A 22,244-nucleotide genomic window follows, 5' to 3' on the forward strand; every position below is an offset into this window, starting at 1 on the left:
TCTCGCCCTGACAGGCATGCGGGCGCGGGCCGCGAGCAGCCCCAAGCTGCGCGCCCTGCGCAAGAACAAGCTAGCCATGACCGGCGCCGTCATCGCGGTGATCTTCGTGCTCGCCGCGCTGTTCGCCCCGCTCGTCGCGCCCTACGACCCGGCGCGGCCCGACTTCGACAACGTCCTGGCCGCGCCGGGCTGGGCGCACTGGCTGGGCACCGACGACCTCGGCCGCGACCAGCTCTCCCGCGTCGTCTACGGCGCGCGGGCCTCGATGCAGGTCGGCGTGCTCGCGGTGGTCCTCGCCTTCCTCGTCGGCGTCCCCCTCGGCCTGCTCGCCGGCTACTACGGCAAGTTCGTCGACAGCGTCGTGTCCCGGGTCACCGACACGATGCTCGCCTTCCCGTTCCTGGTGCTCGCCGTGGGCCTCGCCGCCGTGCTCGGCCCGTCGCTCACCAACGCGACCATCGCCATCGGCATCTCCCAGATCCCGGCCGTCATCCGCATCACCCGCGCCGAGACACTCCGCCTCAAGCACGTCGACTACGTGGCCGCGGCCGTCGCGAACGGCGGCGGTGACGGCACCGTCCTGTTCCGGCACATCCTGCCGAACGCGACGTCCGCGCTCACCGTGCAGGCCACCGTCGGCATCCCCGCCGCGATCATCGGCGAGGCCCTGCTCAGCTTCCTCGGCCTCGGCGTGCAGCCGCCCGAGCCCTCGCTCGGCGTGATGCTCTCCTCCGCCCAGTCCTTCCTCGCGCCCGCGCCCTGGATGGCGGTGTTCCCCGGCCTCGCGGTGGTCGCCGCGACGCTGGCCTTCAACCTGCTCGGCGACGGCCTGCGCGACGTCCTCGACCCCCGTGGAGCGACCCGATGACCGAGCCAGTTCTCAGCGTGCGGGACCTCTCGGTCTCCTTCCGGTCCGACACCCGTACCGTGCACGCCGTCGACCACGTCTCCTACGACCTGCACGCCGGTGAGGTCCTCGCCGTCGTCGGCGAGTCCGGCTGCGGCAAGTCCGTCACGTCGATGGCCGTCATGGGGCTCCTGCCGCCCACCGCGCACATCACCGGCTCGATCCGGCTCGGCGAGCGGGAGCTGGCGGGCGCGGACGACAAGGCGTACGGAAAGATCCGCGGCAAGGACATCGCGATGATCTTCCAGGAGCCGATGACGTCCCTCAACCCGGTGCTCACCATCGGGCGGCAGATCGGCGAAGTGCTCCGCCGCCACCAGGGGTTGAGCAAGAAGGAGGCACGCGCGCGTGCCGTGGAACTCCTCGACCTGGTGGGCATCCCCGCCCCGGCCCAGCGCGTCGACGAGTACCCGCACCAGCTGTCCGGCGGCATGCGGCAGCGCGTCATGATCGCCATCGCGGTCGCCTGCGACCCGTCCGTCCTGATCGCCGACGAGCCGACGACGGCGCTCGACGTGACGGTCCAGGCGGGCATCCTGGAAGTGCTGCAGTCGCTGCGCGAGCGCCTCGGCACCGCCATCGTGCTCATCACCCACGACCTCGGTGTCGTCGCCGACATCGCCGACCGGGTCCTCGTCATGTACGCGGGCCGCCCGGTCGAACAGGCCCCGGTGGACGAGCTGTTCGCGGCGCCCCGGCACCCGTACACGCGCGGTCTGCTGTCGGCCGTCCTGCGGCCCGGCACCCCCAAGGACCGGCTCCCGGAGATTCCCGGCCTGGTGCCGAGCCTCGACTCGCAGCCCGACGCCTGCACGTTCGCGCCGCGCTGCGCCCGCGCCGACGACACCTGCACGGGCGGCCGCCCCGGCTTCAAGGCCGTCAGCACCGAGGCGGGCGCCGACGCCGCGCACCGCGCCGCCTGCTGGCACCCGCACACCCTCCAGGAGACCGTCTCATGAGCCTCGACAACAGCATCCCGGTTCTCGAACTCGTCGGCCTGGAGCGCCACTTCGCGGGCGCCGGCGGCACCGTGCGCGCCGCCGACGGCGTCACTTTGACCGTCGGCCGCGGCGAGGTCGTCGGCCTCGTCGGCGAGTCCGGCAGCGGCAAGTCGACCGTGGGCCGCTGCGCCGTCCGCCTCGACGACCCCACCGGCGGCGCCGTCCGCATCAACGGCACCGACGTGACGACCCTGTCGCGGCGCGCCCTGCGCCCGCTGCGCAAGGACTTCCACCTGGTCTTCCAGGACCCGTCCTCGTCGCTCGACCCGCGGATGACGGTCGGCGAGATCATCGCCGAGCCGCTGCGCCTGCACGGCATCGCGAAGAACAAAGAGGCCGCCCACGCGCGCGTGCGGGAACTTCTCGCCCAAGTGGGTCTGCGCCCCGAGCACGCCGACCGCCACCCGCACGAACTCTCCGGCGGCCAGCGCCAGCGCATCTCCATCGCCCGCGCCCTGTCCGTGGACCCCGACCTCCTCGTCGCGGACGAGCCGACGTCCGCGCTCGACGTCTCCGTGCAGGCATCGGTCCTCAACCTGCTGGCCGACCTGCAGCGCGACCGCGGCTTCGGCTGCCTGTTCATCACGCACGACCTATCCGCCGTCGAGTACCTCGCCGACCGGATCGCCGTCATGTACCTGGGCCAGATCGTCGAACAGGCGCCCACCGCCGAGCTGTTCGCGAACCCCAAGCACCCGTACACGCAGGCCCTTCTGTCGGCCGCCCCGGTCCCCGACCCGGTCACCCAGCGCACCCGCGAACGCATCGTCCTCAGCGGTGAACTGCCCAGCCCGCTCGCGCCGCCGCCCGGCTGCCGCTTCCACACGCGCTGCCCGCTCGCCGTCGACCGCTGCCGTACGGAAGTCCCGGCACTGCGCACTCTGGAAGGCGGCCGCGAGGTCTCCTGTCACCTGGTCGCCGAGGACGGCACCGCGCCCGACGCGGCCGCCGCGTCCTCCCCGACGTCTCGTACGATCCCGAACACCCGCACCGCCACCCGCTAGGAGCCCCTTCTTGTTCACCACCCGGCCGACCCTCCAGGGCACCTTCGGCATGGTGTCCTCCACGCACTACCTCGCATCCCAGTCCGCGATGGCGGTCCTGGAGGACGGCGGCAACGCCTACGACGCCGCCGTCGCCGCGGGCTTCGTCCTGCACGTCGTCGAGCCGCACCTGAACGGCCCGGCCGGCGAGGTGCCGATCATCCTCGCCCCGGCGGGCGGCGAGGTCCGGGTGCTGTGCGGCCAGGGCGGGGCCCCCGCGGGCGCCACCGTCGCGCACTACAAGTCCCTCGGCCTCGACCTGGTGCCCGGCACCGGACCGCTCGCCGCCGCCGTGCCCGGCGCCTTCGACGCCTGGATGCTGCTCCTGAAGGACCACGGCACCAAGACGCCGGCCGATGTCCTCAAGTACGCGATCGGCTACGCGGAGGACGGCCACGCCCCCGTCGAGCGCGTCGGCGCCACCGTCGAGACGGTGCGCGGACTCTTCGAGAGCGAGTGGCCCTCGTCGGCGGAGGTCTACCTGGCCGACGGAAAGGCCCCGCGACCGGGCGAACTGTTCCGCAACCGGCAGCTCGCCGCCACGTGGACGCGGCTGATAGCCGAGGCCGAGGAGGCGGGCGGCACCGACCGCACCGCCCAGATCGAGGAGGCCCGCCGCGTCTGGCGCGAGGGCTTCATCGCCGAGGCCCTCGTCCGGCAGGCCCAGCAGCCCACCATGGACACCAGCGGCGAGCGCCACGTCGGCACGCTGACCCTGGAGGACCTGGCCGGCTGGTCGGCGACCTACGAGGCTCCCGCCACGTACGACTGGAACGGCTGGACCCTGTGCAAGGCCGGCGGCTGGAGCCAGGGCCCCGCCTTCCTCCAGCAGCTCGCCGTCCTCCCGCCGGAACTGCCCGCCTACGGGTCGGCCGACTACGTCCACCTCCTCATCGAGGGCTGCAAGCTCGCGATGGCGGACCGCGAGGCCTGGTACGGCGACGCCGAGCAGGTCCCCGTGGACGCGCTCCTCTCGGACGACTACAACGCCGCCCGCCGCGCCCTGATCGACCCCGAGAAGGCGTCCTTCGAGCTGCGCCCCGGCAGCCCGCTCGGCGCCGAGCCGCGGCTGAGCGCGCACGCCCACGCCGTCGCCTCCGGCGAGCCCGGCTTCGACGCCATGGGCATCGCGGGCGCGGGCGCCGGTGAGCCCACGGTGGCGAAGGACGGCGCGACCCGCGGCGACACCTGCCACCTGGACATCGTCGACCGCTGGGGCAACATGGTCGCCGCCACTCCGTCCGGCGGCTGGCTCCAGTCCAACCCGGTCGTGCCCGAGCTCGGCTTCCCGCTCGGTACGCGCCTGCAGATGGCCTGGCTCGACGAGGGCCTGCCCAACTCGCTCACTCCCGGCCGCCGCCCGCGCACCACGCTGACCCCGTCCCTCGCCCTGAAGGACGGCGTCCCCGTCATGGCCTTCGGCACCCCCGGCGGCGACCAGCAGGACCAGTGGCAGGTGCACTTCTTCCTGGCCGTGGCGCTGCGCTCCGCCGTGCGCGGCGGGCTCGACCTGCAGGGCGCCATCGACGCCCCGAACTGGCACAACGACTCCTTCCCCGGCTCCTTCTTCCCGCGCGGTATGCGCCCCGGGTCGGTGACCGTGGAGTCCCGCATGGACGAGGAGGTCGTCGCCGAACTGCGCCGCCGCGGCCACGACGTGACCGTCGGCGAGCCCTGGTCCGAGGGCCGGCTGTGCGCCGTCGCCCGTGACCCGCGTACCGGAGTCCTGTCGGCGGCGGCGAACCCGCGCGGCATGCAGGGGTACGCGGTCGGCCGCTGACCCGCACCGACCGTCCCGAGGGGTGGAATCGCCGATTTCATGGCGAGTCCACCCCTCGTTCACCTCCTCGGTACGCGTTGTCAGTGGCTCGTGTTCTCATGGAGGCATGATCGAAACAACGACAGAAAGCATCGACGACTTTCTGACCAGCAAGGTCACCGACCGACTCCTGACCGACGTGGAGCGGACCGTGCGCGCCGCGGCCGCCGCCGAGATCACCCCGCGCTTCCGGCAGCTCGCCGCGCACGAGATCGAGCAGAAGAGCGCCCCGCACGACCTCGTGACGGTCGCCGACAAGCGCGCCGAGGAGTACCTCACGCGCGAGCTGCCCGCTCTGCTCCCCGGCTCCGTCGTGGTCGGCGAGGAAGCGGTCGCCGCGGACCCGACGACGTACGAGGCGATACGCGGCACGGCCCCGGTCTGGATCGTCGACCCGGTCGACGGCACCCGCCAGTTCGTCCACGGCGACCCCGGCTTCTGCACCCTCGTCGCCCTCGCGCTCGACGGAGTGGTCCTCGCGTCCTGGACGTACGCGCCCGCGCTGGACGAGTTCGCCGTGGCCGTACGAGGCCGGGGCGCGACCCTCGACGGACGCCCGTTGCACGCCGGTTCACCCGAGCAGGACACCGACCTGCGGGTCGCCACCTCGCACCCCGACTACACCACCGACGCCCAGAAGCGCGCCCTGCTCGGCCTGCGCACGCCCGGCGTCGCCCCACGGCCCTGCGGTTCGGCCGGCCTGGAGTACCTGGCCGTCGCCCGCGGCACCCTGGACGCCCTCGCCTTCAGCTGGGAGCTCGCCTGGGACCACGCCGCGGGAGTGCTCCTCGTCGAGGAGGCGGGCGGCACGCACCTCACGCGCGCGGGCGCGCCGTTCAGGATCACCGGGGGGAACGAACTGCCGTTCACCGCGGCCCGGGACGCGGCGACCGCGCGACGCGTGGTGGGCCTGCTGTCGGCCGGGTCCTGATCCGGCCGACAGCGCATCGGCTACGCGTCGGGGGCCGCGGGGTCGGCGAACCGCCGGACGAACTCCAGCGCCGTGTCGGCGACTTCGCGCCACCCGTGGTCGATGGTCAGGGCGTGCCCGCGCGGTCATGGAGGACGCCCTGGTCACCCGCGTCATGGTGTATGTCCGCCGCCATCTGACGGAGCCGGACCTCACGCCCGAGCGCATCGCCAGGGAGCACGCCGTCTCCCGCCGCCGGCTCTGCACCGTGCTCGCGCGGGCAGGGATCAGCCTCGAGCAGTGGATCATCGGCGCACGTCTCGAAGCGGCCTGCCGGCTCCTGGCCGACCCGCGCCACGCCGGGCTGCCGGTGGCCTCGGTCGCCGCCCGCTGCGGCTTCGCGAGCCCCAGCCACTTCGGCCGCCGCTTCCGCGCCGCCCACGGCGGTCACACCGAGCGAATGGCGCGGACAACGCGTGCCCACCACCCCCTGAAGCGCCGGTGCCGACCCCGGACCCGGGCCGCCGGGCCGCCCCGCGCCCGGCGTTGTCGGCGCCCCGGCATATCCTGTGCAGGCAGTGTGGCCATCGGCTGACGAAGGAGTCCGAGGTGCCGGCGATGCTCGATGCCGTCGTGGTGGGTGCGGGGCCGAACGGGCTGACCGCAGCAGTCGAACTGGCCAGGCGGGGTTTCTCCGTGGCGTTGTTCGAGGCCGAGAAGACCGTCGGCGGCGGCGCGCGCACCGAGGAGCTGACGCTGCCCGGCTTCCGGCACGACCCGTGCTCGGCCGCCCACCCGCTGGGCGTCAACTCCCCGGCGTTCAGGGCGATGCCGCTGCAGCGGTACGGCCTTCGGTGGGCGCAGCCCGAGCTGCCCATGGCGCATCCGTTCCCCGACGGCACGGCCGCCGTCCTGTCCCGGTCCGTCGCCGAGACCGCCGCCTCCTTCGGGCCGCGCGACGCGGGCACGTACCGGCGCATGATCGAGCCGCTCCTGGCCCGCTGGGACACCCTCATGCAGGACTTCATGTCCCTGCCGCTCAGCGCGCTGCCCCGCGACCCGGTCACCCTCGCCCGCTTCGGGCTCACCGGGCTGCCGCCCGCCACCTGGCTGATGCGCCGCTTCCGCGACGAGCGGGCCCCCGCACTCTTCTCCGGCCTCGTCGCGCACACCATCGCCCCGCTCAGCGGCCTCGCGACGTCCGCCATCGGCCTCGTCTTCGCGCTCGCCGGACACGCGCGCGGCTGGCCGCTCGCCCGCGGCGGCTCCCAGTCGATCTCCGACGCGCTCGCGGCGTACCTGGCGGACCTCGGCGGCGCGATCCACACCGACTACGAGGTGAAGCGGCTCGACGACCTGCCGCCCGCCCGCGCGTACATCTTCGACACCTCACCCACCGCCCTCGCCCGGATCGCGGGCCTCGGCCGTTACTACGACCGGTTCCGGTACGGACCCAGCGTCTTCAAGATCGACTACGCGCTCGACGGCCCGGTGCCGTGGACCGCGAAGGAGGCCAGGTCGGCCGGGACGGTCCAGGTCGGCCCGTACCGTTGCGACATCGGCAAGGCCCTGCGCGCCGCCTCCGTCGAGGACCGGGCTCCCGAGGTGCCGTTCCTGATCACCGTGCAGCCGAGCGTCGTCGACCCGACGCGGGCGCCCGCGGGCAAGCACACGTTCTGGGCGTACGGCCATGTGCCGAACGGCTGGGACGGTGACCTCACCGACGCCATCGAGCGTCAACTGGAGCGCTTCGCCCCGGGGTTCAGGGATCTGGTCCTCGCCCGCGCCACCGCGGGCCCGCCCCAACTGGCCGTGCGCAACGCCAACTACGTGGGCGGCGACATCGCCTCCGGCTCCGTCGGCGGACTCCAGCTGCTGCTGCGGCCCAAGCTGTCGCTGTCCCCGTACACCACGCCGCGCCCGGCCGTCTTCATCTGCTCGTCGTCCACGCCCCCGGGACCCGGCGTGCACGGCATGTCGGGGCACAACGCGGCGAAGGCCGTCTGGAAGAGGCTGCGCGCGTCATGAGCCCTCAACTCGTCCTGGTCCAGGGCGACATCACCGAGCAGCAGGTGGACGCCGTGGTGAACGCGGCGAACTCCTCGCTGCTGGGCGGCGGCGGAGTGGACGGCGCCATCCACCGCCGCGGCGGCCCCGAGATCCTCGCCGCGTGCCGCAAACTCCGCGCCTCGCAGTACGGCAAGGGCCTCGCGACGGGGCGGGCCGTGGCGACGACCGCCGGCCGGCTCCCGGCCGGCCACGTCATCCACACGGTCGGCCCCCGCTGGTCGGCGACCGAGGACCGCTCGGCGCTGCTCGCCTCCTGCTACCGGGAGTCCCTGAAGGTCGCCGCCGGACTCGGGGCGCGCACGGTCGCCTTCCCCGCCGTCTCCACCGGCATCTACGGCTGGCCGCTGGACGACGGCGCGCGGATCGCCGTGGAGACGGTCCGCGCGGCCGGGCCCTCGGTCGCCGAGGTCGTCGAGGAGGTGCGGTTCGTCGTCTTCGACGACCGGGCCCACGAGGCGTTCACCCGGCACCTCGACGGGCTCACCAGCTGACGGGCAGCTCCCTCAGCCCGTAGACGATGTTCTGCGTCGTGTAGGAGAGTGCGGACTCCGGGACGGCCAGGCGCAAGGTCGGCACCCGGCGCAGCAGCGTCTCCAGGATCAGCCGCAGCTCCACGCGCGCCAGCGTCTGCCCGAGGCACTGGTGCACGCCGAATCCGAACGCCATGTGGCGACGGGCGTCGCGGTCCAGATCCAGCGTGTCGGCATCCTCGCCGAACAGTCCGGGCTCCCGGTTGGCCGTGGACAGCATGCAGATGACGCCCTCGCCCGCCCGGATCGTCACCCCGCCCACCTCGACGTCCTCCTTCGCGGCGCGGGCGAGGCCGAGGTGAATGATGGTGAGGTGACGCAGGAGTTCCTCCACCGCCCCGGGGATCAGCGTCGGGTCGTCCCGCAGCCGGTCCGCCTGCTCGGGATGGCGCAACAGCGCGCACACGGAGATCGCGGTCATGTTGGCCGTCGACTCGTGGCCGGTGACCAGCAGCAGGAAGCCCAGGGACGCGACCTGCTGCGGCGTGAGGTCGGGGCGCGCCGCGAGCCTGCTGAGGATGTCGTCGCCGGGCTCGCGGACCTTGAGCTCGGCGAGCCGCTCCAGGAACGTCGTCAACTCGACGTGTGCCGAGGTCACTTCGTCGTGCGGGGCGGTGTTGTCGAGCAGGGTGCGGCTGAGCGACTGGAACCGGTCGTGGTCCGCGTAGGGCACGCCCAGCATCAGACAGATGACCAGGGAGGGGATGGGAAGCGCGAAGTCCCGCACCAGGTCGCCGGGTCGGCCGCGCGCGAGCATCGCGTCGAGCCGCTCGTCGACGATCCGCTGGATCCCGGGTCGCAGCTCCTCCACGCGGCGCACCAGGAAGTCCTTGGTGACCATGCGGCGCAGCCGGGCGTGCTCCGGGTCGTCCATGCGGATGAAACTCGGGCGCGCGGTGGCCAGTTCACGCTGGCCCGGGGACAGGAACGGGAACCCGGGGGTGCGCGCGTCGGCGCTGAACCGGGCGTCCGACAGCACGGACCGCACTTCCTGATACCCCGTCACCAGCCAGCAGGGCGAACCGTCGGGCAGCTCGGAGAGGGTGACCGGCGCCTGCCCGGCGACCTCGGCGTAGGCCGGTGGCGGCGTGAACGGGCAGGCCCCGTACGGGGCGGGCAGAGTCAGCGGGGCGGGCGGGGCGGAGGTCATGACAGGGGGACGCCTTCCGTGGTCCGGGACGGAGCGGTGAGCTGGATGGCGCCGCTGGGGCACAGCGCGGCGGCGAGGCGCAGCCGGTCCGTCAGGGCCGGCCGGTCCTCGGCGGCGCCGCCCTCGACGAGCGTGACCAGGCCGTCCTCGTCGTGCGCGAACACGTCGGGGGCGGTGGAGACGCACTGTCCGGCGCTGCAGCAGCGCGCCTGGTCGACGCGCACGAGGGGCTCGCCGCCGGGGGTGTGCGGTGTGTGCAGTGTGTTCAAGGTCGTGCAGACCATGGCGCACTGGCCCACGAGCACGAGCAGTTCCAGGAGTTGGGCCGCCGAGAACATCCCCGACAGCTCGTGCCACAGCGGTTCGGGCAGCGCGGTGCCCACGGCCAGCAGGTCCGCCGCGTGCAGCACGGCCTCCTCCCGCGGGCTCCAGTCGTACGCGCCCAGGTCCTCGGCGGCGGTCGCGGCGACGGCCGCGGGGGAGACCCCGAGATCGCAGGCGTGGCCCTCGTGCCGGGCCCGCACGTACGGGGAGCGCAGGCGGTGCGACGTGCGCAGCAGCGCCAGCTCGCGCAGGTGCGGCTCCAACAGGCCCTGATGGGTGAGGACGTGGGCGAGACGCAGCCAGGCCTCGGCGAGCGCGGGATGGTGGGCGAGCGTCCCGAAGAGGTTCTCCCGGCCGGAACCGTCCTGCCGGGAGGCGTCGAGCAGCTCCCGCAGCGCGGGCGGCCAGTCGGCGGCGGGCAGCGGAGCGATGCGCGGACTCACCACGAGCACACCACCACCCCGGCGCTCGCCCCGCTCGCGAACCCGAACAGGCCCACCAGATCACCCCGTCGCAGGCGCCCCGACTCCAGTGCGGTGGCGAGCTGGAGCGGGATGGTGTTCGTCGCGACGTTGCCGTGTGTGGGGAACGTCGGCTGGACGCGGTCGACGTCCACGCCCACCCAGTCGCAGGCCACCTTGGTGAAGGCGACGGACGGCTGATGGATGCAGACCAGGTCCAGATCGGCCACGGACGGCACCCCGATGTCGCGCACCGCCGACCGCAGCCGTTGCGGCAACCCCTCGAAGGACGCGACGAGTTGGGCCGAGTCGATGTGCAGATGGCCCAGGGTGCGATGGCGGGCGTACGGATTGGGGAGCGTGGCGGCGGGCCAGCCCCACGAGTTGGCGAAGAACCGCGAGCCGAGGACACCGGGCCGCTCCGACGCCTCCATGAGCAGGGCGGAACCCATGTCGCCCGTGCTCAGGCTGGGCAGCGCCGTCAGCACGTCGTCCTGGGCGTCGACCGACCACCGGCTCTCCCGGGTCGAGACCTCCGCCGTGGTGATCAGCACACGCCGGTACTGGCCCGCCTTGATGAAGGCGTCGGCGACCTCGATGGCGTTGAGCACTCCGTTGCAGGCGTTCTTGAGGTCGAACACCGGGCAGCGCAGGCCGAGTTTGTCGGCGACGAGATGCGCGGTCGCCGGTTCCTCCATGTCGGCGAGGATCCCGGTGAAGATCAGCAGATCGACGTCGTCGGCGGCCGAGGTGCCGAGCTCGTCGAAGAGCTTGAGGGCGGCGTGCGCCGCCAGGTCGGACGGCTGCTCGTCGGCGTGCGCGACGGTCCTTTCGAGCAGCCCGTACATGTGCCGCAGCACGCCGGGCGACAGGCTGACGGCCGGGCTGTGGGAGCGGAAACGGTCCTCCGCCTCGGTGACGGTCTGACGACCGGGCGGCACGTGCACGGCCGCATGGGAGATCGAGCTGTACGCGGTCACAATGGATGAGCTCTTTCGTGGAGGTGCGCGAGATCGGCCGCGGGTGCCAGGTCCGCCGCGTACGGCGGTCCCTCGCCCGCGCGCGGTCTACGCGGGGATCATCGCGAGCACGACGTTGTGCCCGCCGAAGCCGAACGAGTGGCTGACGGCGGCCCGCACCCGCTGCTCACGCGGCGCGCCGGTCACACAGTCGAGGGGGAACTCCAGGAGCTCCGGGGTGAGGTTGGCGATCGGTGGCACCGTGCCGTGGTGGATCGTGAGCGCGGTGACGGCCGCGTCGACGGCCCCGGCCGCGCCGAGACTGTGGCCGAGCACGCCCTTGGGCGCGGTGACACTCGGGCCGTGCGGCAGCACCCGGCCGATGAGTTCGGCCTCCGTTCTGTCGTTCAGCGGCGTGGACGTGCCGTGCGCGTCGACGTGATCGACGTCGGCGGGGGACAGCCCCGCGTCGGCCAGGGCCGCGCGCAGCGCCGTCTCCGCGACGACACCGCCGGGCGAGGGTGCCGTCGGATGGTGGGCGTCGGTGGACTGGCCCGCCCCCGCGAGCAGGGCGTAGCCGCGCCGGCCGCGGGCCCGGGCGTCCGCCGTGCGCTCCAGGACGCAGATCGCGGTGCCCTCCGCGATGACGAACCCGTCCCGGTCGGCCGCGAACGGGCGGGACGCGGCGGCGGGCTCGCCCGTACGCGAGGACAGTGCGCCCATGCGCTGGAACCCGGTGGTGACGACCGGGGTGACGGCGGCCTCCGTGCCGCCCGCGACGGCGATGTCGCAGGCCCCGCTGAGCAGCAGATCGCGGGCCACGACGAGCGCGCTGGCCCCCGAGGCGCAGGCCGTCTCCGTGGCCAGCGACGGGCCGCGTGCCGCCAGGTCGAGGGCGACCTCGCCCGCCGCCATGTTGGAGATCAGCATCGGCACCAGCGTGGGCGCGACCAGCTCGGGTCCGGCCTGGTGGAAGCGGACCGTCTGGTCCTCCAGGTGCGCGGCGCCCGCGAGCCCCGAGCCGATGACCACGGCGACCCGGGCCCCGTCCCAGCCGTCGCCGGAGGTGAGCCCGGCGTCGGCGACGGCCTCCCGGGCGGCGAGCACCGCGTGCCGGGTGAAGCGGCCCATGCGCCACGCCTTGCCGCCGCCGATCCGGCCCTGGCCGGCCGGGAATTCGGGGATGCGGCAGGAGAAGTCGACGGGGCAGCCCTTGAGCTGCAGATCGCGGGCCGCGGTGGAGGCGCCGCCGAGCAGCCCCGCCCAGGTGGCCTCGCGGCCGGCACCGGCCGGGGTGATGAGCCCCAGACCGGTGACGGCGACGGTGCGGTCGGCGAGGGTCACCGGGCCGCTGCCGTGGCGTGCTTGGCGGTGAGGGTGGCGGTCAGCTCGGCGACGGTGGTCTGCTTCGACGCCTCGGACTCCGCCACGTCCACGCCCAGCTGCTCCTGGAGCGCGAGGGCGAGTTCGGCGAGCGCGAGGGAGTCGAGGTCGAGGCTCTCCAGGGTGGCGTCGGGCCGGACGGCGGCCGGATCGACCTCGAACTTCTCGGTGAGGACGGCGGCGATGGCGGACCCCACGGGGGACTCGGAGGACATGGCGAACCTTTCGAGGAAGGGGAGAATCGGGGGACGAGCCGCTGGAGCGGCAGGGGGATCGAACCCCGCGCGTTCCCGGTGCGGGCGGGAACCGCCGGGGTACGGCGAGGGCGCGCACCGCGGGCAGCGGTGTGCGGGAGAGGTGCTGGAGGCCTGTGACCCGGTGGCGTCAGCGGGCGACGGCCGGCAGGGCCGCCGAGTCGACCGGTGCCACCACGGGCAGCTCCGGCCAGGTCATCGTCGCGGAGGCCCAGGTGAGACCGGCGCCGAAAGAGGTGAGCAACACCCGCTCACCGGGGGCGAGTTGATCGCGGGATGCGGCGTCGGCGAGCGCCAGCGGCAGGGAGGCGGCGCCGGTGTTGCCGACCCGCTCGATGTTGGCGACCTGCCGATCGGCGGGCAGCCGGAGGCGCTCCCCGACCGCGTCGAGGATCCGGGCGTTCGCCTGATGGGCGACGAACCGGTCGACGTCGTCGGCCGTCCAGCCGGTGCGTTCGAGCACTCGCAGCGACGACTCGGTCATCCGGGTCACCGCGTGCTGGTAGACCTCCCGGCCCGCCATCCGGAAGTGCCGGTCCGCGGGGGTGTGGTCGGTGGGCCTGGCGCGCTCGGCAGCGCCACCGCCGGGCACCTGGATCAGCTCGTGCCCCGTACCGTCGCTGCCGAGGTCGAAGGCGAGCAGCGCGCCCGGTTCGCCGGACCTGCCCCGGCGCAGCAGCACCGCGCCCGCGCCGTCGGCGAAGACGACCCCGGCGCCGCGGTCCGCCGGGTCGACGAGGGTCGAGTAGACCTCGGCGGCGACCAGCAGGACGCGCTGCGCGTGTCCGGCGGCGAGCACGCCCGCCGCCGTGGCCAGGCCGTAGCCGAATCCGCTGCAGGCCGCCGCCACGTCCCAGGCGGCCACCTGACCGAGGCCGAGGAGGGAGGCGAGCCGCGGGGCCATCGCGGGCATCGGCCGGTCCGGCGTCGAGGTCGCGACGAGCACGGTGTCCGGCGCGGGACCGTCGAGCGACGCGAGCACCCGCCGGGCCGCTTCGAGCGCCAGGTCACCGGTGCGGACCCCGTCCCCGGCCCAGTGGCGGGTGGCGATGCCGGTACGGCGCCGTACCCAGGCGTCGTCGACGCCCCAGGCGGCCGGGAGCTCGGCGTTCGAGACCCGGCGCGGCGGCACCCAGCCCGCGACCCCTTCCAGGACCGCGGTCGCGCGGTCGGCAGGGGGCTGTGCGGGACGGTCGGCTACGGTCACTCGAACCTCGCTCTTTCTGAGGTGGGCGCGTGCGGGCGTCCGGGGAAACGAATCGGCGGCATGACTGTAGGCAGCGGAGCGATCTTCGGAAACCAGCCATATTGTCCGAACAGCGCTTGTTTTCAACTGGGTTGACGAATTACACGCAGGTCAGCGGCGTGCGCCGGAGTGCAGGGGGCGGACGGGAGGCGTACGAGGGGCTCGGCCGGTGTCACCCGGAGGGACGCGCACTTTCCGGCCGACGGGTTCCGGCGGGCCGAGGGCCATGTCGGATTCTCGCCAGCCGGCCCGCTCACCGTGCGCGATCCTTGACGCATGCCCACCACCAACGACCATGTCGAAGCCCGTGCCGCGATGCACACCGACACCGAGCGGTGCGTGCGTGCGGTGCAGGCCAAGGACACCCGGTTCGACGGTGTCTTCTTCACCGCCGTCACAACCACCCGCATCTACTGCAGGCCCGGCTGCCCGGTCGTGCCGCCCAAGCCGCGCAACATGGTGTTCTACCCGAGCGCCGCCGCCTGCCAGCAGGCCGGATTTCGCGCCTGCAAGCGGTGCAGGCCCGATACCAGCCCGGGGTCGCCGGAGTGGAACGAGCGGGCCGATCTCACCGCCCGCGCCATGCGGCTGATCGCTGACGGGATCGTCGACCGCGAGGGCGTGCCCGGACTGGTCCGCCGCCTCGGATACAGCGAGCGGCAGGTCGAGCGGCAGCTGCTCGCCGAGCTGGGCGCGGGCCCGCTCGCGCTGGCCCGGGCCCAGCGCGCGCAGACCGCACGGCTGCTCGTCGAGACGACCGGGCTGCCGATGGCCGACATCGCGTTCGCCGCCGGGTTCTCGTCCATCCGCACCTTCAACGACACCGTCCGTGAGGTCTTCGCGCTGAGCCCGAGCGACCTGCGCACCCGCGCGCCGCAGGGCCGGCCCACCGCCCCGGGCGGCGCGCTCACCCTGCGGCTGCCGTTCCGGGCGCCCCTCAACCCCGACAACCTCTTCGGCCATCTCGCCGCCACCGCCGTACCGGGCGTCGAGGAGTGGCGGGACGGGGCGTACCGGCGCACGCTGCGCCTCCCGTACGGGCACGGCATCGTGAGCCTCACACCCGGCGCCGAGTACATCGGCTGCCGGCTCGTCCTGACCGACCAGCGCGACCTCACCGTCGCCATCAGCCGTTGCCGCCGCATGCTGGACCTCGACGCCGACCCGGTCGCGATCGACGAACAGCTGCGCACCGACCCGCTGCTCGCGCCCCTCGTCGACAAGGCGCCGGGGCGGCGCGTCCCGCGGACCGTCGACGAGGCCGAGTTCGCCGTGCGGGCCGTCCTCGGGCAGCAGGTGTCCACGGCCGCCGCCCGCACCCACGCCGGCCGTCTCGTCCTCGCCCACGGGGAGCCCGTCGACGACCCCGAGGGCGGCCTCACCCATCTGTTCCCGTCGCCCGAGGCGCTCGCCTCGCTCGACCCGGAATCCCTCGCGCTGCCCCGCAGCCGCCGCACCACGCTCCTCACGCTCGTACGTGAACTGGCCGACGGGACAGTTGTGTTGGGTCCGGAGTCCGACTGGGACGAGGCGCGCGCCCGGCTCGCCGAGCTGCCCGGCTTCGGCCCCTGGACCATCGAGGCCATCGCGATGCGCGCCCTCGGCGACCCGGACGCCTTCCTGCCCACCGACCTCGGAATGCGGCGCGCCGCACAGCAGTTGGGCCTGCCCCACACTCCCGCCGCGCTCACCGCGCGGGCCGCGGCGTGGCGCCCCTGGCGGGCGTACGCGACCCAGTACCTGTGGGCCACCGACCACCACCCGATCAACTTCCTCCCCGCGTAAGGGATCCACGCCATGCGGACACCGACACCGGCACTCGTTCAGCACACCGTCATCGACACGCCCTACGGGCCGTTCACGCTCGTCGCCACCGACGGCGCCCTCTCCGGGCTCTACATGGCCGAGCAGCGCCACCGGCCCGCCGAGGAGACCTTCGGCGTCCGTGACGAGCGCCCCTTCGGTGCCGTCATCGACCAGCTGAACGCCTATTTCCAGGGTGAGTTGAAGGAGTTCGACCTGCCGCTCGCCCTGCACGGCACCCCGTTCCAGCGCACCGTCTGGGAGCAGCTGCTGCTCATCCCGTACGGCGAGACCCGCACGTACGGCGAACTCGCCGAGGCGCTCGGCAAGCCGAACGCCTCCCGCGCCGTCGGCCTCGCCAACGGCAAGAACCCCGTCGGTGTCATCGTGCCCTGCCACCGTGTCATCGGCGCGAACGGCGACCTGACCGGCTACGGCGGTGGCCTCGACCGTAAGCGCCGGCTGCTCGACCTCGAGCGCGGGACCGCGCTGTTCTAGGCTGCGTCGCGTGATGACGGCCGAGGACGTGGTGACCGTGCTGACGCTGCTGCGGCGAGCGGGAGCCGACGTCTGGATCGGCGGCGGATGGGGCATCGACGCCCTCGTGGGTGAGCAGACCCGCGACCACCACGACCTGGATCTCATGCACAGGCGGGAACAGGAACCGGCGGTGCTCGCGGCGCTCAGCGGAGCCGGTTTCGCGCAGACCCTCGACTGGCGGCCCGTCCGCTTCGTCGTCGCGCACCCTGACGGCCGCGAGATCGATCTGCACCCGCTGGCCTTCGCCGCCGACGGCTCGGCCGTGCAGGCCTCACCCGATCCGGAGCACCCCTTCCGCTGTCCCGCCGCGTGCTTCGTGACGGGCACCGTCGGCGGGACGCCGGTCCCGTGTCTCTCCGCCGAGCAGCAGGTCGCCTTCCACCACGGGTACGAGCCCCGGGAGCGCGACCTGCACGACATGGCCCGGCTACGCCGCGCCTTCGGGATCGCCACGCACTTCTGAGAGCAGCCGCGGCAGCGCCGTCCCGATCGGCTCCCGTACGACCTCGTCGGCCAGCTCGTCGTACGGGGTCGGCTCCGCGTTCACCACGACGAGCCGGGCACCGTGTTCGGCCGCGAGACCGGCCAGTCCCGCCGCGGGATGCACCTGGAGCGACGAGCCGACCGCGAAGAAGACCTCGCACGCCTGCGTGACCGCGACCGCCTCGCCCAGCACCACCGGGTCGAGCTGCTCGCCGAACATCACCGTCGTCGACTTCAGGACGCCGCCGCAGATCACGCACGCCGGATCGTCCTCACCCGCCTCGACCCGGGCGAGCGCCGCCTCCATCGGCCCGCCCTCCCCGCACCCCGTGCACACGAACCGCCGCGCCGAGCCATGCAGTTCGAGCACCTTGCGGGCGGGCGTCCCGGCGAGCTGGTGCAGCCCGTCGACGTTCTGCGTGATGACCCGCACGGGGACGCCGCAACGGTCGAGGCCGGCGATCGCGCGGTGCGCCGCGTTCGGCTCCGCGGTCAGGGTGGCCGAACGGCGCCGTACCTGCCAGGCACGGCGCCGGATCTCGGGGTCGTTCATGTAGTACTCGTACGTGACGAGCTTCTCGGCGTCGGGGTCCTTGCGCCACACCCCGTTCGGCCCGCGGTAGTCGGGGATGCCGGAGTCGGTGCTGATACCGGCACCGGTGAGGATCGCGACAAGGGGCTGGGGTGCGGACGCCGTCATGCCTCCGAGCGTAGGTCAGTCGGTCGCCTCCGCGTCCACCGGCTTCGGGATGAGCATCGAGACGAACAGGGCCGCCACGATGAGGACCAGGCCCGCGATCACGCCCGCGCTGTACCCGCCGACCGACGTGGAGCCGGACGGGGCGACCGCGTCCATGGCCGCGTACAGGACGACGAAGCTGAGGCCCGCGCCGAGGTTGAAGCAGCCCGCGTTCAGGCCCGGCAGGAAGCCCGGGTTCTCCTTCGGGGAGAGCACGATGCCGAGGCCGTTGAGCATGATGTTGACCGTGCCCGCGTACGTCACGCCGAGCAGGATCGACACCGCGAGGAGCAGACCCCGCGAGTCCGTCCGGAGCATGACCAGGGCCAGGACCGTGGTCGCCGCGGTGAGGACCAGGCCGATGCGCAGGATGCGGCCGTAGCCGACGCTCGCCGAGAGACGGCCCGCGATCGGTCCCATGGCGAGACCCGCGAGCGCGTACGGCGTCAGCGTCCACCAGGTCGCGCCCTCGGCGCCGAGCGAGAGTCCGACGTTCGTGTCCTGGGCGAAGCCGGGCAGCAGCCCGTTCATGATCGCGAAGACGCCGGTCATGGTGAGCATCGTCGCGAGCAGGATCGACCAGGTGGCGCGGCGCTTCATCAGGCGCGTGGCGACCAGCGGCTGGGCCGAGCGCTTCTCCGTGCGCCAGAACGCCCAGAAGGCGAGCGCGGAGACGACGATCAGGGCGACGGTCAGCGTCCAGTTCGCGTCGGCCAGCTTGCCCGCCTCGTTGAACGCGATGAGCAGCGCGCCGACCGAGACGACGAGCAGGACGACGCCCGGCCAGTCCATGCGCGGACGCTCGTCGGCGCGCGACTCGGGGGCGAGGAAGTGCACGAGGAGCGCCGCGAAGGCCGCGAAGGCGGTCATGACCCAGAAGATCGAGGCGAAGCCGTGGTGCTCGGCGAGCCAGCCGCCCGCGAACGAGTCGACGCCCGCGATACCGCCGTTCACCGCCGTGACGATGCCGAGGAGCACCCCGTACTTCTTCGGGTCCGGGACCTGCACGCGCAGCATGATCAGCGCGAGCGGGATCGTCGGCCCCGAGGCGCCCTGGATGACCCGGCCGACGGCGAGCATTCCGACGTTCGTGGCGAGCGCGGAGATGACGCAGCCGACGGCCATCAGGGCCATCATCCCGGTGAGTACCTTGCGGCGGCCGATCAGATCGCCCAGGCGCGGCAGGAAGAGCGAGAACAGCGCCGCGGCGGTGAAGAACGCCGTCTGGGTGAAGCTGATCTTCGAGGCCGTGGTGTGCAGCTCGGTCGCCATCGTCGCCAGCGCGGGGCTGAGCATCGAGGCGTTGAGCTGGAAGGCGAAGCTGGCCGCGAGCAGCGCGACCATGAGGGCGCCGACCTTGGCGGGGCGGCCCGCGCGGGGGCCGTCTGCCGGGGTGTGGGGGGAGGCGGCGACGTTCATGCTGCGGGTGCTCCGTTGTCTCCGGGCTCTCCGATACGGACGAGAGCATCGACCACGAGATCCCAGAATCGGTCGTGGTCCAGGTCCACCGCGACCTGGGTGTGGCAGTCGGCGGGCGCGGGGGAGCGCAGGTCGGTGACGGTCATGCCGAGCGTGAGCGCGCCGCGCAGCTCGATGTCGACGGGCGCCTTCCGTACGGTCATGACGTTCGGGTCGATGACGTACGCGACCGCGCACGGGTCGTGCACCGGCGGGTGCTCGAAGCCCTGGTTCTCGCGGTAGGCCGCGCGGAAGAAGTCGAGCAGTTCGAGGACGAACGCGGCGGGCTTCGTGCCGACGGCCTTGATCTTGTCCTCGACCGCGGGGGTCGCGAGGGCCTGGTGGGTCAGGTCGAGGCCGACCATGGTCAGCGGCCACTTCTCGTTGAAGACGATGTGCGCGGCCTCGGGGTCGATCACGATGTTGAACTCGGCGACCGGGCTCCAGTTCCCTTCGTGGTAGCCGCCGCCCATCAGCACGACCTGGCGGACGCGCTCGACGATGCGGGGTTCCTTGCGGGCGGCCAGCGCGATGTTCGTCAGGCCGGCCGTCGGGACGATGGTGATCTCGCCCGGCTCGTGGCTCATCACCGTGTCGATGATGAGGTCGACGGCGTGCCGCCGGTCCAGCTCGAAGGCGGGCGCGGGCAGGTCGGGTCCGTCGAGGCCGGTCTCGCCGTGGATCTCCGGCGCCGTCTCGATCTCCCGGACCAGGGGCCGCGGGCAGCCGGCGGCGAACGGGACCCCGGTGATCCCGGCGATCGCCGCGACCGACAGCGCGTTGCGGGTCACCTTCTCCAGGGTCTGGTTGCCGACGACGGTGGTCACCGCGACCAGGTCGATGTCGGGACTGCCGTGGGCGAGCAGCATCGCGACCGCGTCGTCGTGCCCCGGGTCGCAGTCGAGGATGATCTTCCTGGCCAACGTCATGAGCCCCTTTGCTCCGGTTGGGAAAAACTGTCCTCGCAAACCTCACCCGTCGCCACACGAGTTGTCAACGCGCGTAGATTCCGTGACCGTTACGTCTGGTGCGTCCGGTATGTTCACATCGGGTGGGTGGGGGCGATCAATCCGTGACGGGCTCGCCGCACTCCAGCTCGGCCGTCCCGGTGCCCCGGTCGAGCACGCCGAGCGCGGAGCGCACCCGCCGGCCGAGCGACCCCAGCAGGTACGCGTCGAGGTCGTCGCGCGCCACGAACCGCCACGACAGCAGCTCTTCCTCCTGCAGCCGGATCTTCTCGACCTGCTCGGCGGGGAGTACGCCGCCGTCGTAGAGGTACGCCACCAGCGGCGGCCGACCGGCGCCCGGCACCCAGTCCACGACGAGCAGCCGCCCCACGGTGACGTCGAGCCCGATCTCCTCCAGCGTCTCGCGCCGCGCGCCCTGCCGCGGGCTCTCCCCGTCGTCCGACTCCACGGTGCCGCCGGGCAGCGCCCACCCGTCCCGGTAGTTGGGCTCGACCAGCAGCACGCGCCCCTCGCCGTCGCGGAACAGGACGGCCGCGCCGACCAGGACGCGGGGGAGGCCGGCGATGTAGGTGGCGTAGTCGAGAGTCGTCATCGCCCCACCCTAGCCAGCCGGGAGGGGCGGTCAGGGGCGGTCACGGCGGTCGCAGGGTGAACCCCTTTCGCTGTGGCGTACAACCATTCGTGCAGGACGCAGGTCCATCCCCTGTCCCGTTGATTCAGTGGAGCCTCGTTCCAGCAGGAGATGAGCAGCATGCAACATCGTTCCCGCGCCGCCGCACCGGTCATCGCCGCGGCCATCGCCGCCGGTCTCTTCGGCGCGGCGCCGGCGCATGCCGCCCCCGCGGTCACGCACCAGGGGCAGAGCGATGTGAACGGAGACGGGTACGGCGACCTCGTGACCGGCTCGGAGGCGACCGTGGCGGGGGCCTCGCGGGCCGGCGCCCTCGTCGTCAACACCGGTTCGTCGAGCGGCGTTTCGGCCACCCGGACCAAGGTGATCACGCAGAACACCGCGGGTGTGCCCGGCGCCGCGGAGGCGGGCGACCGGTTCGGCTCCGCGGTCGTCACCGGTGACCTGAACGGGGACGGCTACACCGACGTCGTCGCCGGCACCCCGCACGAGAAGGTGGGCAGCGACGTCGACGGCGGCACCGTCGCCGTCCTGTGGGGTTCGAGCTCCGGCATCAGCGGCGGCACCACCATCGCCGACCCGGCGCCCACCGCCCACGACCTGTTCGGCGACCACCTCACCATCGGTGACTACGACGGCGACGGCCGGCCCGAACTCGCCGTCGGCAGCAGCCGCAACGACGTGTGGATCTTCAGCGGCATCGCGAAGACCTCGGGCGCCGCGGCCCGGCGCGAGCTGGTGACCGGCGTCGCGCCCGACAGCGCCGCGTACTACACCTCACTGACCTCCGGGGACTTCGACGGCGACGGGCGCGACGACCTCGTCGTGGGCGGCCGCTACGACGAGGACGGCAGCTTCGACGGCGCCGCGCTCGTCTACCCGGGCGCGTCCGGCACCTACACCGCCCTGCCCGACGAGGCCCCTGCCGCCGCCGCGGGCGATGTCGACGGCGACGGCGTCGACGACCTGGTCCTCGGCTCGCCCGACGACAACAAGGTCACCGTCTACGCCGGCGGCGCCTCGGGCCTCACGGCGTCCGCGAGGCGCACCTTCACCCAGGAGACCCCGGGCGTGGCCGGAGCCACGGAGGACGCCGACTCCTTCGGCGACACGGTGGCCACCGGCGATGTGAACCACGACGGCTACGCGGACGTGGCCGTGGGCAACGACTTCGAGACCATCGGCTCCGGCTCGGCCCTCAACAGCGGCGAGGCCGTCGTCCTGTACGGCTCCGCGGACGGGCTCACCGGAACCGGCGCCCAGGTCCTGCACCAGGGGACCGCGGGCGTGCCGGGCGCCAACGAGGGCTACGACCGGTTCGGCGGCTCCGTGCGCCTGACCGACACCAACCGCGACGGCTACGCCGATCTGGCCGTCGCCGCGCCCACCGAGAACAAGAGCAACGGCGCGCTGTGGAGCCTGCGCGGCTCCGCGAAGGGCGTGACGACCTCGCAGGCCGTCAGCTTCTCGGCGGCCACGGCGAAGGTGTCGTCGGCGGACTACACGTACTTCGGGCAGTGGATGGCGACGGACGCGTACGGGGAGTGACCCGCACGGCCGCTGCC

The 22,244-nt window shown here is 73.2% G+C and carries 22 protein-coding genes; 12 read left to right on the forward strand and 10 right to left on the reverse strand.

Annotated features, from left to right (window positions below):
• Positions 1-16: 16 nt before the first annotated feature.
• The 8 genes from B072_RS0115025 (at position 17) to B072_RS0115060 (ending at position 8,241) form a co-directional block, all read left to right on the forward strand.
• The gene (locus tag B072_RS0115025) at positions 17-868 is read left to right on the forward strand and encodes an ABC transporter permease (RefSeq protein ID WP_043244031.1); all 852 of its coding nucleotides are present in this window, start codon (positions 17-19) and stop codon (positions 866-868) included.
• Positions 865-1,866, forward strand: coding sequence for an ABC transporter ATP-binding protein (locus tag B072_RS43240; RefSeq protein ID WP_018530782.1), 1,002 nt, complete (start codon positions 865-867; stop codon positions 1,864-1,866). Before B072_RS0115025 ends, B072_RS43240 begins: the two co-directional genes overlap by 4 nt.
• Positions 1,863-2,912, forward strand: coding sequence for an ABC transporter ATP-binding protein (locus tag B072_RS43245; protein WP_018530783.1), 1,050 nt, complete (start codon positions 1,863-1,865; stop codon positions 2,910-2,912). The genes B072_RS43240 and B072_RS43245 overlap by 4 nt, the downstream gene beginning before the upstream one ends.
• Positions 2,913-2,922: 10 nt before the next feature.
• Complete coding sequence (locus B072_RS0115040; RefSeq protein ID WP_018530784.1) at positions 2,923-4,731, forward strand: gamma-glutamyltransferase family protein; 1,809 nt, start codon at positions 2,923-2,925, stop codon at positions 4,729-4,731.
• 106 nt (positions 4,732-4,837) lie between these two features.
• A complete protein-coding gene (locus tag B072_RS0115045) occupies positions 4,838-5,701 on the forward strand; it encodes an inositol monophosphatase family protein (RefSeq protein ID WP_018530785.1) in 864 nt (287 codons plus the stop codon).
• 127 nt (positions 5,702-5,828) lie between these two features.
• Positions 5,829-6,275 (forward strand): helix-turn-helix transcriptional regulator, encoded by a 447-nt coding sequence (locus tag B072_RS43250; RefSeq protein WP_026245849.1) that lies wholly within the window; start codon positions 5,829-5,831, stop codon positions 6,273-6,275.
• A gap of 23 nt (positions 6,276-6,298) precedes the next feature.
• Positions 6,299-7,708, forward strand: coding sequence for a phytoene desaturase family protein (locus B072_RS0115055; protein WP_026245850.1), 1,410 nt, complete (start codon positions 6,299-6,301; stop codon positions 7,706-7,708).
• Positions 7,705-8,241 carry an O-acetyl-ADP-ribose deacetylase gene (locus B072_RS0115060; protein ID WP_018530787.1) on the forward strand — a complete coding sequence of 179 codons (537 nt, stop codon included), beginning with the start codon at positions 7,705-7,707 and terminating at the stop codon, positions 8,239-8,241. Before B072_RS0115055 ends, B072_RS0115060 begins: the two co-directional genes overlap by 4 nt.
• On the opposite strand, the gene B072_RS0115065 is transcribed toward B072_RS0115060, so the two are convergent.
• The 6 genes from B072_RS0115065 to B072_RS0115090 form a co-directional block, all read right to left on the reverse strand.
• On the reverse strand, positions 8,231-9,430 hold the full coding sequence (locus B072_RS0115065; RefSeq protein ID WP_018530788.1) for a cytochrome P450: 1,200 nt from the start codon (positions 9,428-9,430) through the stop codon (positions 8,231-8,233). The two genes, B072_RS0115060 and B072_RS0115065, sit on opposite strands and share 11 nt — an antisense overlap.
• Positions 9,427-10,197 (reverse strand): ferredoxin, encoded by a 771-nt coding sequence (locus B072_RS49775; RefSeq protein ID WP_324603827.1) that lies wholly within the window; start codon positions 10,195-10,197, stop codon positions 9,427-9,429. The genes B072_RS0115065 and B072_RS49775 overlap by 4 nt, the downstream gene beginning before the upstream one ends.
• Positions 10,194-11,195, reverse strand: coding sequence for a 3-oxoacyl-ACP synthase III family protein (locus B072_RS0115075; protein WP_018530790.1), 1,002 nt, complete (start codon positions 11,193-11,195; stop codon positions 10,194-10,196). Before B072_RS0115075 ends, B072_RS49775 begins: the two co-directional genes overlap by 4 nt.
• An 87-nt stretch (positions 11,196-11,282) precedes the next feature.
• Positions 11,283-12,518: a beta-ketoacyl-[acyl-carrier-protein] synthase family protein gene (locus B072_RS0115080; RefSeq protein WP_018530791.1), complete on the reverse strand. Its 1,236-nt coding sequence runs from the start codon at positions 12,516-12,518 to the stop codon at positions 11,283-11,285.
• Positions 12,515-12,772: a phosphopantetheine-binding protein gene (locus tag B072_RS0115085; RefSeq protein WP_018530792.1), complete on the reverse strand. Its 258-nt coding sequence runs from the start codon at positions 12,770-12,772 to the stop codon at positions 12,515-12,517. Before B072_RS0115085 ends, B072_RS0115080 begins: the two co-directional genes overlap by 4 nt.
• A 169-nt stretch (positions 12,773-12,941) precedes the next feature.
• A complete protein-coding gene (locus tag B072_RS0115090; RefSeq protein ID WP_018530793.1) occupies positions 12,942-14,018 on the reverse strand; it encodes a beta-ketoacyl-ACP synthase III in 1,077 nt (358 codons plus the stop codon).
• Between the two features lie 354 nt (positions 14,019-14,372).
• Between B072_RS0115090 and B072_RS0115095 the strand changes: the two genes are divergently transcribed.
• From B072_RS0115095 to B072_RS0115105, 3 genes are read left to right on the forward strand one after another with little or no spacing between them, the layout of a single operon-like run.
• Complete coding sequence (locus B072_RS0115095; RefSeq protein WP_026245852.1) at positions 14,373-15,842, forward strand: DNA-3-methyladenine glycosylase 2; 1,470 nt, start codon at positions 14,373-14,375, stop codon at positions 15,840-15,842.
• Positions 15,843-15,854: 12 nt separating this feature from the next.
• On the forward strand, positions 15,855-16,358 hold the full coding sequence (locus tag B072_RS0115100) for a methylated-DNA--[protein]-cysteine S-methyltransferase (protein ID WP_018530795.1): 504 nt from the start codon (positions 15,855-15,857) through the stop codon (positions 16,356-16,358).
• A 13-nt stretch (positions 16,359-16,371) separates the two neighbouring features.
• Entirely contained in the window at positions 16,372-16,863 is a 492-nt protein-coding gene (locus tag B072_RS0115105; protein ID WP_018530796.1) for a nucleotidyltransferase domain-containing protein, read from the forward strand.
• Here B072_RS0115105 and B072_RS0115110 read toward each other — a convergent pair.
• The 4 genes from B072_RS0115110 to B072_RS0115125 form a co-directional block, all read right to left on the reverse strand.
• A complete protein-coding gene (locus tag B072_RS0115110; protein WP_018530797.1) occupies positions 16,828-17,583 on the reverse strand; it encodes an SIR2 family NAD-dependent protein deacylase in 756 nt (251 codons plus the stop codon). The two genes, B072_RS0115105 and B072_RS0115110, sit on opposite strands and share 36 nt — an antisense overlap.
• 15 nt (positions 17,584-17,598) lie before the next feature.
• Entirely contained in the window at positions 17,599-19,041 is a 1,443-nt protein-coding gene (locus B072_RS0115115; protein ID WP_018530798.1) for an MFS transporter, read from the reverse strand.
• Positions 19,038-20,003 carry a nucleoside hydrolase gene (locus B072_RS0115120; RefSeq protein ID WP_026245853.1) on the reverse strand — a complete coding sequence of 322 codons (966 nt, stop codon included), beginning with the start codon at positions 20,001-20,003 and terminating at the stop codon, positions 19,038-19,040. Before B072_RS0115120 ends, B072_RS0115115 begins: the two co-directional genes overlap by 4 nt.
• A 142-nt stretch (positions 20,004-20,145) precedes the next feature.
• Entirely contained in the window at positions 20,146-20,640 is a 495-nt protein-coding gene (locus tag B072_RS0115125; protein ID WP_018530800.1) for an NUDIX domain-containing protein, read from the reverse strand.
• 159 nt (positions 20,641-20,799) lie between these two features.
• On the opposite strand from B072_RS0115125, the gene B072_RS0115130 reads away from it, so the two are divergent.
• Positions 20,800-22,227 (forward strand): FG-GAP-like repeat-containing protein, encoded by a 1,428-nt coding sequence (locus B072_RS0115130; RefSeq protein WP_026245854.1) that lies wholly within the window; start codon positions 20,800-20,802, stop codon positions 22,225-22,227.
• Positions 22,228-22,244: the final 17 nt, after the last annotated feature.

The organism is Streptomyces sp. HmicA12, assembly GCF_000373565.1.
Classification (GTDB): Bacteria; Actinomycetota; Actinomycetes; order Streptomycetales; family Streptomycetaceae; genus Streptomyces.